The organism is Massilia sp. Root133 (assembly GCF_001426525.1).
Classification (GTDB): domain Bacteria; phylum Pseudomonadota; class Gammaproteobacteria; order Burkholderiales; family Burkholderiaceae_D; genus Telluria; species Telluria orientalis.
Map to the genome: position 1 here is coordinate 1 of NZ_LMEW01000001.1, position 13,439 is coordinate 13,439.

Annotated in this window: 8 protein-coding genes, 2 tRNA genes, 3 rRNA genes and 1 pseudogene; 8 read left to right on the forward strand and 6 right to left on the reverse strand. The window is 62.2% G+C overall.

The window, feature by feature from the left end:
- The 6 genes and pseudogenes from ASD28_RS00005 to ASD28_RS31550 form a co-directional block, all read left to right on the forward strand.
- Positions 1-1,326 (forward strand): 16S ribosomal RNA (locus tag ASD28_RS00005); the annotation flags it as partial.
- An 83-nt stretch (positions 1,327-1,409) separates the two neighbouring features.
- Positions 1,410-1,486: transfer RNA gene (locus ASD28_RS00010), tRNA-Ile, on the forward strand.
- Positions 1,487-1,497: 11 nt separating this feature from the next.
- A tRNA-Ala gene (locus tag ASD28_RS00015) sits at positions 1,498-1,573 on the forward strand.
- Positions 1,574-1,793: 220 nt separating this feature from the next.
- Positions 1,794-4,670 (forward strand): 23S ribosomal RNA (locus tag ASD28_RS00020).
- Between the two features lie 125 nt (positions 4,671-4,795).
- Positions 4,796-4,908 (forward strand): 5S ribosomal RNA (rrf, locus tag ASD28_RS00025).
- A 76-nt stretch (positions 4,909-4,984) separates the two neighbouring features.
- Positions 4,985-5,227 (forward strand): annotated as a pseudogene (locus ASD28_RS31550) (diguanylate cyclase domain-containing protein); the annotation flags it as partial.
- A 67-nt stretch (positions 5,228-5,294) separates the two neighbouring features.
- On the opposite strand, the gene ASD28_RS00030 reads toward ASD28_RS31550, so the two are convergent.
- The 5 genes from ASD28_RS00030 to ASD28_RS00050 all read right to left on the reverse strand — a co-directional run bounded on the left by ASD28_RS00030 (position 5,295) and on the right by ASD28_RS00050 (position 9,282).
- Positions 5,295-5,633 carry a DUF1840 domain-containing protein gene (locus tag ASD28_RS00030; RefSeq protein WP_056122095.1) on the reverse strand — a complete coding sequence of 113 codons (339 nt, stop codon included), beginning with the start codon at positions 5,631-5,633 and terminating at the stop codon, positions 5,295-5,297.
- Positions 5,634-5,703: 70 nt separating this feature from the next.
- On the reverse strand, positions 5,704-7,239 hold the full coding sequence (locus tag ASD28_RS00035; RefSeq protein WP_056122098.1) for a hypothetical protein: 1,536 nt from the start codon (positions 7,237-7,239) through the stop codon (positions 5,704-5,706).
- Positions 7,236-7,976, reverse strand: coding sequence for an ABC transporter ATP-binding protein (locus tag ASD28_RS00040; RefSeq protein WP_056122101.1), 741 nt, complete (start codon positions 7,974-7,976; stop codon positions 7,236-7,238). Before ASD28_RS00040 ends, ASD28_RS00035 begins: the two co-directional genes overlap by 4 nt.
- 1 nt (position 7,977) lies before the next feature.
- A complete protein-coding gene (locus ASD28_RS00045) occupies positions 7,978-8,493 on the reverse strand; it encodes a hypothetical protein (protein ID WP_056122103.1) in 516 nt (171 codons plus the stop codon).
- A 27-nt stretch (positions 8,494-8,520) separates the two neighbouring features.
- Positions 8,521-9,282: an SDR family oxidoreductase gene (locus tag ASD28_RS00050; protein WP_056122106.1), complete on the reverse strand. Its 762-nt coding sequence runs from the start codon at positions 9,280-9,282 to the stop codon at positions 8,521-8,523.
- A 262-nt stretch (positions 9,283-9,544) separates the two neighbouring features.
- Here ASD28_RS00050 and ASD28_RS00055 point away from each other — a divergent pair, with 262 nt between their 5' ends.
- Positions 9,545-10,504, forward strand: coding sequence for a GlxA family transcriptional regulator (locus tag ASD28_RS00055; protein ID WP_056123537.1), 960 nt, complete (start codon positions 9,545-9,547; stop codon positions 10,502-10,504).
- A gap of 105 nt (positions 10,505-10,609) precedes the next feature.
- On the forward strand, positions 10,610-11,815 hold the full coding sequence (locus tag ASD28_RS00060) for an MFS transporter (RefSeq protein ID WP_056122109.1): 1,206 nt from the start codon (positions 10,610-10,612) through the stop codon (positions 11,813-11,815).
- Here the strand turns inward: ASD28_RS00060 and ASD28_RS00065 are convergent.
- Positions 11,801-13,327, reverse strand: a complete 1,527-nt coding sequence (locus ASD28_RS00065) for a YifB family Mg chelatase-like AAA ATPase (RefSeq protein ID WP_056122112.1) — start codon at positions 13,325-13,327, stop codon at positions 11,801-11,803. The two genes, ASD28_RS00060 and ASD28_RS00065, sit on opposite strands and share 15 nt — an antisense overlap.
- Between the last annotated feature and the right edge of the window lie 112 nt (positions 13,328-13,439).

The window sequence follows — 13,439 nt, forward strand, 5'->3', positions numbered from 1 at the left end:
GACCTCATGCTCCTGGAGCGGCCGATATCTGATTAGCTAGTTGGTGAGGTAAAGGCTCACCAAGGCGACGATCAGTAGCTGGTCTGAGAGGACGACCAGCCACACTGGGACTGAGACACGGCCCAGACTCCTACGGGAGGCAGCAGTGGGGAATTTTGGACAATGGGCGCAAGCCTGATCCAGCAATGCCGCGTGAGTGAAGAAGGCCTTCGGGTTGTAAAGCTCTTTTGTCAGGGAAGAAACGGCTCAGGCTAATATCCTGGGCTAATGACGGTACCTGAAGAATAAGCACCGGCTAACTACGTGCCAGCAGCCGCGGTAATACGTAGGGTGCAAGCGTTAATCGGAATTACTGGGCGTAAAGCGTGCGCAGGCGGTTTTGTAAGTCTGTCGTGAAAGCCCCGGGCTTAACCTGGGAATTGCGATGGAGACTGCAAGGCTTGAATCTGGCAGAGGGGGGTAGAATTCCACGTGTAGCAGTGAAATGCGTAGAGATGTGGAGGAACACCGATGGCGAAGGCAGCCCCCTGGGTCAAGATTGACGCTCATGCACGAAAGCGTGGGGAGCAAACAGGATTAGATACCCTGGTAGTCCACGCCCTAAACGATGTCTACTAGTTGTCGGGTCTTAATTGACTTGGTAACGCAGCTAACGCGTGAAGTAGACCGCCTGGGGAGTACGGTCGCAAGATTAAAACTCAAAGGAATTGACGGGGACCCGCACAAGCGGTGGATGATGTGGATTAATTCGATGCAACGCGAAAAACCTTACCTACCCTTGACATGTCAGGAACCYYCGAGAGATTGRRGGGTGCYCGAAAGRGAGCCTGAACACAGGTGCTGCATGGCTGTCGTCAGCTCGTGTCGTGAGATGTTGGGTTAAGTCCCGCAACGAGCGCAACCCTTGTCATTAGTTGCTACGAAAGGGCACTCTAATGAGACTGCCGGTGACAAACCGGAGGAAGGTGGGGATGACGTCAAGTCCTCATGGCCCTTATGGGTAGGGCTTCACACGTCATACAATGGTACATACAGAGGGCCGCCAACCCGCGAGGGGGAGCTAATCCCAGAAAGTGTATCGTAGTCCGGATCGCAGTCTGCAACTCGACTGCGTGAAGTTGGAATCGCTAGTAATCGCGGATCAGCATGCCGCGGTGAATACGTTCCCGGGTCTTGTACACACCGCCCGTCACACCATGGGAGCGGGTTTTACCAGAAGTAGGTAGCTTAACCGCAAGGAGGGCGCTTACCACGGTAGGATTCGTGACTGGGGTGAAGTCGTAACAAGGTAGCCGTATCGGAAGGTGCGGCTGGATCACCTCCTTTCTAGAGTGGCACGGGAGCTAACGCTCCATCATCAAGCGCCCACGCTTATCGGCTGTTATTAAAGTTAAACGAGAAGAGTTTTCGGGGCTGTAGCTCAGCTGGTTAGAGCACCGTGTTGATAACGCGGGGGTCGTTGGTTCGAGTCCAACCAGCCCTACCACGTTATGCGTCGGGGGATTAGCTCAGCTGGGAGAGCACCTGCTTTGCAAGCAGGGGGTCGTCGGTTCGATCCCGTCATCCTCCACCAACTCTCTGTTCACTGCATTTATGTAAGGCACAAGCTTTAGATAAGYGTAGTTCTCGTTCTTTAACAATCTGGAAGAAGTAAAGTTTTCTTTAAGCGTGTAGCTGGTCTAAYGATCAGATGCACACTTAGGGTAGTAATCTGTATGTATCAACAAACATAGTAAGCTGAACTCTTGTCGATATGACGTTCCCTGATACTCATGCAGGGGCCAACGTTATAGGGACAAGTGAATAAGTGCACATGGTGGATGCCTTGGCGATTACAGGCGATGAAGGACGTAGTAGCTTGCGATAAGCTGCGGGGAGTGAGCAAACACACTTTGATCCGCAGATTTCCGAATGGGGAAACCCGGCCTTTTAGGTCATTGCATACTGAATACATAGGTATGCAAAGCGAACGCGGCGAACTGAAACATCTAAGTAGCTGCAGGAAAAGAAATCAACCGAGATTCCCAAAGTAGTGGCGAGCGAAATGGGATGAGCCTTGTACGTGATAGTCGATYGAATAGTGGAACAGCCTGGAAATGCTGGCCATAGAGGGTGATAGCCCCTTACACGAAATTCGAACGGTGGTACTAAGCGTACGACAAGTAGGGCGGGACACGAGAAATCCTGTCTGAAGATGGGGGGACCATCCTCCAAGGCTAAATACTCGTAATCGACCGATAGTGAACCAGTACCGTGAGGGAAAGGCGAAAAGAACCCCGGGAGGGGAGTGAAATAGATCCTGAAACCGTGTGCATACAAACAGTCGGAGCCTCTTCGTGGGGTGACGGCGTACCTTTTGTATAATGGGTCAGCGACTTACATTCAGTGGCGAGGTTAACCGAATAGGGGAGCCGTAGAGAAATCGAGTCCGAACAGGGCGACAGTCGCTGGGTGTAGACCCGAAACCAGGTGATCTACCCATGGCCAGGATGAAGGTGCGGTAACACGCCCTGGAGGTCCGAACCCACTAATGTTGAAAAATTAGGGGATGAGCTGTGGGTAGGGGTGAAAGGCTAAACAAACCTGGAAATAGCTGGTTCTCTCCGAAAACTATTTAGGTAGTGCCTCAAGTATCACCATCGGGGGTAGAGCACTGTTATGGCTAGGGGGTCATTGCGACTTACCAAACCATTGCAAACTCCGAATACCGATGAGTGCGAGCTTGGGAGACAGACGTCGGGTGCTAACGTCCGGCGTCAAGAGGGAAACAACCCAGACCGCCAGCTAAGGTCCCAAAGATTGGCTAAGTGGAAAACGAAGTGGGAAGGCTAAAACAGTCAGGATGTTGGCTTAGAAGCAGCCATCATTTAAAGAAAGCGTAATAGCTCACTGATCGAGTCGTCCTGCGCGGAAGATGTAACGGGGCTAAGCCAGTCACCGAAGCTGCGGATATGTGCTTGCACATATGGTAGGAGAGCGTTCCGTAAGCCTGAGAAGGTGTCTTGTAAAGGATGCTGGAGGTATCGGAAGTGCGAATGCTGACATGAGTAGCGATAAAGAGGGTGAAAAGCCCTCTCGCCGAAAGCCCAAGGTTTCCTGTTCAACGTTCATCGGAGCAGGGTGAGTCGGCCCCTAAGGCGAGGCAGAGATGCGTAGCTGATGGGAAGCAGGTTAATATTCCTGCACCGTCGTATGATGCGATGGGGGGACGGATCGCGGAAGGTTGTCCARCTGTTGGAATAGYTGGTTCTTGACTCATAGAAGGYGCTTAGGCAAATCCGGGCRCGTAATTCAAGGGGTCGAGACGTGTGTCCTTGTGACACGAAGCAATCGGAAGTGGTTCCAAGAAAAGCCTCTAAGCTTCAGTCATACGAGACCGTACCGCAAACCGACACAGGTGGGCGAGATGAGTATTCTAAGGCGCTTGAGAGAACTCGGGAGAAGGAACTCGGCAAATTGGTACCGTAACTTCGGGATAAGGTACGCCCCRGTAGCTTGACCRSTTTACTGTGGAAGGGTGAAAGGGTTGCAATAAACTGGTGGCTGCGACTGTTTAATAAAAACACAGCACTCTGCAAACACGAAAGTGGACGTATAGGGTGTGACGCCTGCCCGGTGCTGGAAGATTAAATGATGGGGTGCAAGCTCTTGATTGAAGTCCCAGTAAACGGCGGCCGTAACTATAACGGTCCTAAGGTAGCGAAATTCCTTGTCGGGTAAGTTCCGACCTGCACGAATGGCGTAACGATGGCCACACTGTCTCCTCCCGAGACTCAGCGAAGTTGAAATGTTTGTGATGATGCAATCTACCCGCGGCTAGACGGAAAGACCCCATGAACCTTTACTGTAGCTTTGCATTGGACTTTGAACCAATCTGTGTAGGATAGGTGGGAGGCTTTGAAGCGGGGACGCCAGTTCTCGTGGAGCCAACCTTGAAATACCACCCTGGTTCGTTTGAGGTTCTAACCTTGGCCCGTRATCCGGGTCGGGGACAGTGCATGGTAGGCAGTTTGACTGGGGCGGTCTCCTCCTAAAGTGTAACGGAGGAGTTCGAAGGTACGCTAGGTACGGTCGGACATCGTGCTAATAGTGCAATGGCATAAGCGTGCTTAACTGCGAGACCGACAAGTCGAGCAGGTACGAAAGTAGGACATAGTGATCCGGTGGTTCTGTATGGAAGGGCCATCGCTCAACGGATAAAAGGTACTCTGGGGATAACAGGCTGATTCCTCCCAAGAGTTCATATCGACGGGGGAGTTTGGCACCTCGATGTCGGCTCATCACATCCTGGGGCTGTAGCCGGTCCCAAGGGTATGGCTGTTCGCCATTTAAAGTGGTACGTGAGCTGGGTTTAAAACGTCGTGAGACAGTTTGGTCCCTATCTGCCGTGGGCGTTGGAAATTTGAAGGGGGCTGCTCCTAGTACGAGAGGACCGGAGTGGACGAACCTCTGGTGTACCGGTTGTCACGCCAGTGGCATTGCCGGGTAGCTAAGTTCGGAAGAGATAACCGCTGAAAGCATCTAAGCGGGAAACTCGCCTTGAGATGAGATTTCCCGGAGCCTTGAGCTCCTTGAAGGGTCGTTCGAGACCAGGACGTTGATAGGTCAGGTGTGGAAGTGCAGTAATGCATTAAGCTAACTGATACTAATTGCCCGTACGGCTTGTCCCTATAACCTTGGCAGTCATTGCCAAYGCAAGGGTTCAGCTGTTTGTTGAGACAACAGATTACGAAAACTRCTTCTTCCRGATTCAGAGTGACGCACGCAWTAAGCTGCGGCACTCGTACAAGTTATGCCTGATGACCATAGCAAGTCTGTACCACCCCTTCCCATCCCGAACAGGACCGTGAAAAGACTCTGCGCCGATGATAGTGCTGCAACCAGTGTGAAAGTAGGTTATCGTCAGGCTAGTTATTAAGAAAACCCCGTCGAGTGATCTCGACGGGGTTTTTCGTTTTGGAAAAACGAAGCCCGCTYGCCCGGATTGGCACTGCCAATCCTCGCTCTGAGCGGGCTTTTTGCTTTTCTACCACCAAAGAACGATGCGCGGGATGCCGAAGACAGGGCGCATGTCCTGCTCGACCAGCTGGTACGGCCGTACAAACTGGCGAGCGGGAGCGTGCGGGTGGGAGCCAGCATCAGCGTGGCCCTGCAGTTGCTGCATGAACTGCAGGACCTTGCCAACCTGTTGGCACGCGCCGACCAGGCGCTGTATGCAGCCAGGCGCGAGGGCAAGGGCCGTGTTGCGCCGGTGGCGGAAGCGCTCGATCGGAAAACGTCCCGATCGGACGGGGTCAGACGCCCCAGAGCACGTCGGTCTGCAGGTCGCGCGATGCGCGCAGCATTTCCAGCAGCGGGAAGGCTCGGGTCGAGAACGTCACGGTTTCGATGGGCTGGTGTTCCGCGTCCTCTTCGCCTTGATGGGCCTTGACGTCCTGTTCCATCTCGTCGGTGGCCTGGTGCTTCCGGCTTTCTTCGATCTCGTTTTCCAGCAGTCTGACGGCTTGCGTCGCTTCTTCGGCGGTGATGACACCGCGTTCACTGTCCTTGTGCAGGAGGTCCAGGATCCGCTTGGCGTGGTCCTGGTACATCATGACGTTCGGGTAAGCCTTGGATTTAAAGGTGATTAACATAGTTGTCTCATTCTATTGTGAGTAGCCCAACGATATCACGAGTCGCGCCTGGAGGTCAGTGGGCTACCTCTCACACCGGGCGCCGCCGCATTGCGCGGGCCAGCAGCAGCACCAGCAACCCCGCCGTCAGCACCCCCGCCGCGGCGGGCAGCATCCAGGCCGGTCCACCGGCCGCCAGCGCGACCAGCAGCCAGCCGAGCCCGCCCCAGCACAGGCTGCTGATCAGTTCCAGCATCGTGCACAGGAAATTTTCCTTGCCGCGTGTTTTGAAATCGCTGCGCGGTGCGGGCCGTCCCGTCCACTGCACGATCAGGCCGGCGCTCAGCACGGCCGCGCTGACCGGGAACGCGACGAGCAGGCCCGTCAGCGGCGTGCGCACGACGAGCCACAGCAGCGGCAGCGCGACGAGCAGCAGGGCCGGCATCGTCGCCGCCGCCAGCTTGGCCAGTTGCAGCGTGCGGCGCTGCGCCGGCGCCGACAGCAGCAGGTCGGGCGCATCCTCGGCCGAGATCACGATCCAGGCGAGACTGCCCGTCAACGAACTGCACAGCAGCGTGAGGCCAGCGCCCAGCGCGGGGCCGGCCGAGTCGCCGCGCATGATCAGGAACAGCATCGGCACGAGATAGACCAACTGCAGCAGTACCTGGGCGATCAGGTGCGGGTCGCGCGCGATCAGGCGCCATTCCTTGCTGACGACAGTGTCGAACAGGCTGGCGCGGAAACGGAAGCGCAGCGCGCCGGCCGGGCGGGCACGCACGCGCCCCATGCCTGCGGCCTGCTGCAGGCCATGGACGAAGAAGCGGTGCGTGCGGGCCAGGGTCAGCATGAAGGCGAGCCCCGCCAGCAGGACGGCGCCCAGCAGCGGCAACGGCGCACCGAGGACGGCGCGGCCGGGCAGCCACACCACGCTGTCCGGTCCGAACAGGGACTGGTGCGTCATCATCTCCATGATGCGCGGTCCCACGCTCCCGTCATGGCGCGTGAAGTTATACGCCTGCGACAGCAGGAAGATCAGCGCGCCCGCGATGGCACCCAGCACCTGCGCCACCACGCGCGTGCGGCGCGCGCCCAGCACGCGCACGAGGGCAAGCGTGAGCAGCATGCCGGCGCAGGCCGTCAGCGTCGCGCAGGAGAATATCGTCACGTACAGGCCGAGCCAGCCGGGATGACCCAGCACCAGCGCGACGTTGGCGAACGGACCGGCCAGGTACACGTAAGGCAGGGCCGTGGCGGCCGCGATGCCGAGCAGGCGCACGGCGAAGATGCTGCGCGAGGGCAGGGGCGATGACAGCAGCAGATCGAGGTCGCCGCGCTCGAACAGCGCCAGCACGCAGGCGCGCAGGCTGCTCGACAGCATGAAGGTCGAGCATACGACCACCAGCAGGCTGATGGGGATGGCCAGCATGGCATCGCCGATGCCGTCGCGGCCCAATGCGCGCAGCAGCGCGAACGCGATCAGGTGCAAGCCGATGAACCCGACCACGAACACGGCGATGGCGGGCCAGCCCGGACGCCGCTTGCCGCCCTTGTTGATGGTCGCGCCATACCAGGCCAGGCGCAGCTCGTGGCCCAGCAGCCAGCGGATGCTTCCCGGCGCGGCACTCACCCTGGCTGTCCTTCGGTCAGATGCAGGAACACGTCTTCCAGGCTGCCGCCCTGCGTGCGTTCGCGCAGTTCGGCCAGCGTGCCCTCGGCGATCAGGCGGCCCTGGCGGATGATGCCGATGCGCTGCGCGAGGCGCTCCGCCACCTCGAGGATGTGCGTCGTCAGGATCACGGTGCCGCCCTGCTCGACGTGCGACACGAGCAGGTCCTTCACCTGGCGCGCGGCCGCCGCATCGAGGCCGGTCAGCGGTTCGTCCAGGATCAGGAGCTCGGGCTCGTGGATCAGCGCACCGGCCAGCGCCAGCTTCTGCTTCATCCCGCGCGAAAACCCTTCCGTCAGCTCGTGCGCGTGTTTCGTGAGGTCGAGCCAGTCGAGCAGGCGGCGCGCGCGCGGTTCGGCGTCCTGCGCGCGGATGCCCCACAGGCCGGCGACGAATTCCAGGTATTCCGTCGGCCGCAGTTTGCCGTACAGCAGCGGGTCGTCCGGCAGATAGGCCATGCCGCGCTTCGCGCCCGCGGGATCGCGCGCGAGGTCGATGCCGAGCACTTGCACGTCGCCGGCATCGGGGGCCAGCAGGCCGGTCACCATGCGCAAGGTCGTTGTCTTGCCGGCGCCGTTGGGGCCCAGCAGCGCGTACAGTTCGCCGCGCCGCACGGTCAGGTCGAGGCCGTCGACGGCGGGACGGCCAAAGGATTTGCGCAGGCCGGACAGGCGCAGGGCAGGGGACTCGCTATTCATCTCAGGGCAGTTTGAAAGACGTGATGAATTGTTCGACCTGTTCGGCGGGCAGCGCATCCTTCTTGCCGATCGCGATCACCTGGTAGAAGCGCTTGCCGCGCGCTTCGAAGTGGCCGACGAGGTGCATGGTCTCGCCGTTGCGGGTGCCGCTGGCGTCGACGTCGCGCGTGGCGCGGTCCGTGTCCGCCGTCGCCTTCTGGCTGGTGATGGTGGCGCCGATGTTGCGCACCAGCGCGAGCTGCATCGCTTCCAGCGCGGCCTGGGCGCGCGCCGCGTCCGGCGCTTCGGCCGCGCCGACGGCGAACGTCGCGCCATCGACCTCGGCCGCCGTCATCGTCATCGCGACCTGCATGCCGTCGAGGTCGATGGTGCGCGTGAACGTCGCCGGTTTCGCCGGGAACATGACGCGGTAGGGCGCGTCCGGACTTGCATAGTCGCGCCAGTTGTACTTGGGGGAACAGCCCGCTAGAAGCAGGCTGAGCGCGGCCACGAGGGCCGCGAAGCGTCGTCTTGTCATGACGACATGGTAACAGGGCCGGACGGTTCAGGCGACCGGGATCGGGTTCTCCGCGATGTGCGCATTGAACTCGTTGACCAGCTTGTGCTCGTCCGGTCCCGCGTTGTTGCGCAGCGGGACGGCGATGTCGACCAGCGCTTCTTCGCGGTCCGTGGCCAGGGCCTGCATGGTCTGGGCGATGAAGGCGTCCAGCGGCATGGCGCGCGGGTCGTCGCCTTTGTGGATCAGGTCGGTGTTGACCCACGGCGGCGCGATTTCCTGCACCGTCACGCCGGTAGCGCGCAGCATGAAGCGCAGCGACAGCGTGTACGAGTGCAGCGCGGCCTTGGTGGCCGAGTACACGGCGTTCGTGGCGATCGGCACATAGGCCAGCACGGACGTGTTGTTGATGATCGTCGCGCGCGGCTGCTTCTTGAGGTGGCCGACGAGGGCGGACGTCATGCGGACCGGGCCGAGCAGATTCGTCTCGATGGTCGACACGGCCGTGGCGTCGTCGATCATGCCGGACGGATCGTCGAACGGCATGATGCCGGCATTGTTGATCAGGACGTTCAGCGCGGGATACTCGGCGATGAGGGCCGCGGCGGCGCGTTCGATGCTGGCCGGATCGGCGATGTCCAGCTCGACGGCGCGCATGCCCGGGTTGGCGCGCGTCACCTCGTCCAGCAGGGCCTTGCGGCGGCCGCCGATGATGACCTGGTTGCCCAGTTTATGAAACGCTTCCGCCAGGCCGCGGCCGATGCCCGAGGTACCGCCGGTGATGAAGATGGTATTGTGCGTGAGTTGCATGGTGATTCTCCGTTTCGGTTATCAGGGATTTGGAAGATGTTGTCTTCTGGGATCAATGTTGGCGCAAACATGTTTGCCCTGAATGACAAAGAACCCTCGAATCAGGACAAAGTGTGCGTATGCACATATATTCGGATGCCTATCTACTTTGTCAGTTGTTTTTGGTTGGACCGGAGCGGTTGTCGTATGATTACCATCATGCACTGCAGCAGACGCTGTGGCGCCGGACTCTCCGGCGAACCTGATCATCACTGAGGACAACATGAAACGCAGAATCGGACTCTTGCTGCCACCCGGCTTCCAGGTCCTGGATCTCATGGCGACGACGGTCTATGAACTGGCCAATACCTTGCTGGAAGAAGCCAGCTACGAAGTCACGATGCTGTCGGAGCATGGGGGCGCGATGACCAGTTCCTCGGGCATCAGCGTGCTCACGGAAGCCGTCGCGCGCTACGACTACGACACCTTGCTGGTGGCGGGGCAGATGGCGCCGCGGCGTCCGTCGTCGCCGGGCTTCGTCGAGATCCTGCGCCAGGCCGGCGTGCAGTCGCGCCGCGTGGGCAGCATCTGCACGGGCGCCTTCCTGCTGGCCGAGGCGGGCCTGCTGGACGGCAAGCGTGCCACCACCCACTGGTCGCTGGCGCGCGACCTGCAGCGCATGTACCCGAAGGTGCGCGTCGAGGAAGACCGCATCTTCATCAACGAGGGCAAGGTGTGGTCGTCGGCCGGCATGACGGCTTGCGTCGACCTGTGCCTGGCCCTCGTCGAGAGCGACTACGGCATCGAGCTGTCGCGCAACATCGCACGCAAGCTGGTCGTCTACCACCGCCGCAGCGGCGGCCAGTCGCAGTTCTCCGCGCTGCTGGAACTCGAACCGAAATCCGACCGCATCCAGCAGGCGCTGTCGTACGCCAAGCGCCACCTGCGCAAGCCGCTGTCCGTGGACGAGCTGGCCGAGGCGGCCAACCTGAGCACGCGCCAGTTCAGCCGCACGTTCCGCATCGAGACGGGCCAGTCCCCGGCCCGCGCGATCGAGGTGCTGCGCGTGGAAGCGGCGCGCGCCATGATCGAGGGCAGCAACCACTCGATCGACGTCGTCGCGCGCGAGACCGGCTTTTCCGATCCCGAGCGCATGCGCCGAGCCTTCCTGCGCGCCTTCGGCCAGCCGCCCCAGGCCATCAAGCGCGCGGCGCGCGAACAGCAGACCACGGGCCTCGCCTGATCCTTCGACAGGGGAGCGATGGCCTGAATCGAGGCCGATTGGTCTCACGCGTCGTGCTCCGTTCTGAAAAGATGCCTGCATCAGGCAAACAGAACGGAGTCGACGATGTCCACCGAACCCACCTCCCTGCCCAGAGGCCTTTTATACACGCTGGCGCTGGGCACCTTCGCCATCGGCACCGAAAGCTTCATGATCGCGGGCCTGCTGCCGCGCATCGCGTCCGACCTGGCCGTGACCGTGACGCAGGCCGGCCTGCTCGTGACGGTCTTCGCATTGACGTATGCGATCGGCGGGCCGCTGCTCGCCATCTTCACGAGCGGCTGGCCGCGCCGCACCGTGCTGGTCGGCGGCATGGCCGCCTTCGCCCTCGGCAATGCGCTCGCATTCGCCAGTCATGACTACCTCGGCCTGTTGATCGCCCGCGTGCTGCTGGCGCTGACGGCCGGCCTGTACACCCCCAGCGCCAATGCCCTCGCCAGCGCCATCGCGCCGCCGGCGCAGCGGGGCCGCGCGCTGGCCATCGTCAGCGGCGGCCTGACCATCGCGATCGTCGCCGGCGTGCCCCTCGGCACCCTGCTCGGCACCCACCTCGGCTGGCGCGCCACGTTTGGCGCCGTCGCGCTGTTGTCCGCATTCGCCGCCGTGGCGCTGGCCGTGGGCCTGCCGAAGTCCCTCGGTGCCGGCGCGCCGCCCGTCAGCTTGAAGGCGAGACTCGACGCCGCCCGCCTGCCGGGCGTGCTGCCGACGCTCGTCGTGACCCTGCTGTGGGGTACCGGCACGTATGCCGTGCTGACCTACCTGGCGCCGTACCTGAAACTCGTGGCGGACATGCCGGCCGAAGGGATGAGCGGCGTGCTGCTGCTGTGGGGCGTCGCAGCCGCCGTCGGCCTGGCGCTGGGCGGACGGGCGACGGACCGCTTCGGGTCCCTCAACGTGGTCGTGCCCGCGCTGCTGTTGCTGGCCGCGTCGTTCTACTACCTCGCGGCGATGGCCGGCTTCGGCCATTGGCCGCTCGGCCTGCTGTTGCCGGGTGTCGTGCTGTGGGGCCTCGCCACATGGGGCTTTTATCCGGCCCAGCAGAACAGCCTCGTCAACCGCAGCGGCGTGGCGCTGGCGCCCGTCGTGCTGTCGCTGAACGCATCGTTCCAGTACGCCGGCTTTTCGCTGGGCGCGCTGGCGGGCGGGTTCACGGTGGCGCACGCGTCGCCCGGCGTCGTGGGTTGGGTGGGCGGCAGTTTCGAGGTGCTGGCCTTGCTGCTCGTGCTCGTCATCGAGCGGCGCCAGCAAGCTCGTGGATTAGTGGTCGCATAAGCCGCGCCGGTACTGGATCGCCTCGGCCACGTGCTGGGCATTCACCGTATCGGCGCCGGCGAGATCGGCGATCGTGCGCGCCACCTTCAACACGCGGTGATAGGCGCGCGCCGACCAGTGCAGGTGCTGCATGGCGTCGCCCAGCAGGCGCGCGGCGGCGGTGTCGAGGTGGCAGTGGTGGTCGATCTCGCGCGTCGTCAGCTTCCGGTTGGCCTTGCCCTGGCGCGACAACTGGCGCGCGTGCGCCTGCGTGACGCGCGCGGCAATGGCGGCGCTGGGCTCGCCGTCGGCCAGTTGCGCCATCGTGTCCGGCGTCATCGCGGCCACGGGCACCTGGATGTCGATGCGGTCGAGGAGGGGGCCGGAGATGCGGTCCTGGTAGCGCTGTACGGCGTCCGGCGTGCAGCGGCACTTGCCCGACGGGTGGCCGAGCCAGCCGCACGGACATGGATTCATCGCCGCGATCAACTGGAAACTGGCGGGGAAGTCGGCCTGGCGCGCGGCGCGCGAGATCGTGATGGCGCCCGTTTCCAGCGGCTCGCGCAGCACTTCGAGGACTTTCCGGTCGAACTCCGGCAACTCGTCGAGGAACAATACGCCGTGGTGGGCGAGCGAGATTTCTCCGGGACGCGGCCCCTGGCCGCCGCCGACCAGGGCCACGCCGGAACTCGTATGGTGCGGACTGCGGAACGGCCGTTTTCTCCAGCGCGCGATGGCGAAGCTGCCCGCGAGCGACTGGAGCGCGGCCGTCTCCAGCGCTTCCTCCTGGCGCAGCGGCGGCAGCAGGCCGGGGAAGCGCGACGCGAGCATGCTCTTGCCGGCGCCCGGCGGTCCGATCAGCAGCACGGAGTGCAGGCCCGCGGCCGCTACCTCGAGCGCGCGCTTGACCTGCTGCTGTCCCTTGACGTCGGCGAAGTCCGGGTACACGGGTGGACCGGCAGACGGCACGGGGCGGTAGCGCACGAGCCGCGCCTCGTCCGACTTCGCGGCGAAGTGCGCGCACACGTCCAGCAGCGAGCGGGCAGGGTAGATGACGGCGTCCGTCACGAGCGCCGCCTCGTCCGCGTTCGCCCACGGCAGCACGAAGGCGCGCGCGGACGTGTCCTCGTCGGCGTGCTGGCGCAGCATGGCAAAGCTCATCGCCAGCGCACCGCGCACGGGGCGCAATTCTCCCGACAGCGACAGCTCGCCCGCGAACTCGTAGCCGTCCAGCGCGGCGGCCGGGATCTGGTCCGACGCCGCGAGGATGCCCAGCGCGATCGGCAGGTCGAACCGTCCCGATTCTTTCGGCAGCTCGGCCGGCGCGAGATTGATGGTGATGCGCCGGCTGGGAACCTCGAAGCCCGAGTTCTGCAGCGCGGCGCGTACGCGGTCTTTCGATTCGCGCACCTCGGCGTCCGCCAACCCCACGATATTCATCGCCGGTAGCCCATTGGCCAGGTGAACTTCGACGCTGACGGCCGGTGCTTCCATGCCGGCCAGGGCGCGGCTTCTGAGGACGGCGAGGCTCATCGGACTCCTTCGACGGTGGGCGAGGCCTCATCTTAGGCAAGCGGAGACGATGCCTGTTGAGAGGGGACAGGCCTGTATGCCGAACTTTTTTCGCGTCGGGTCTGCGAGGTGT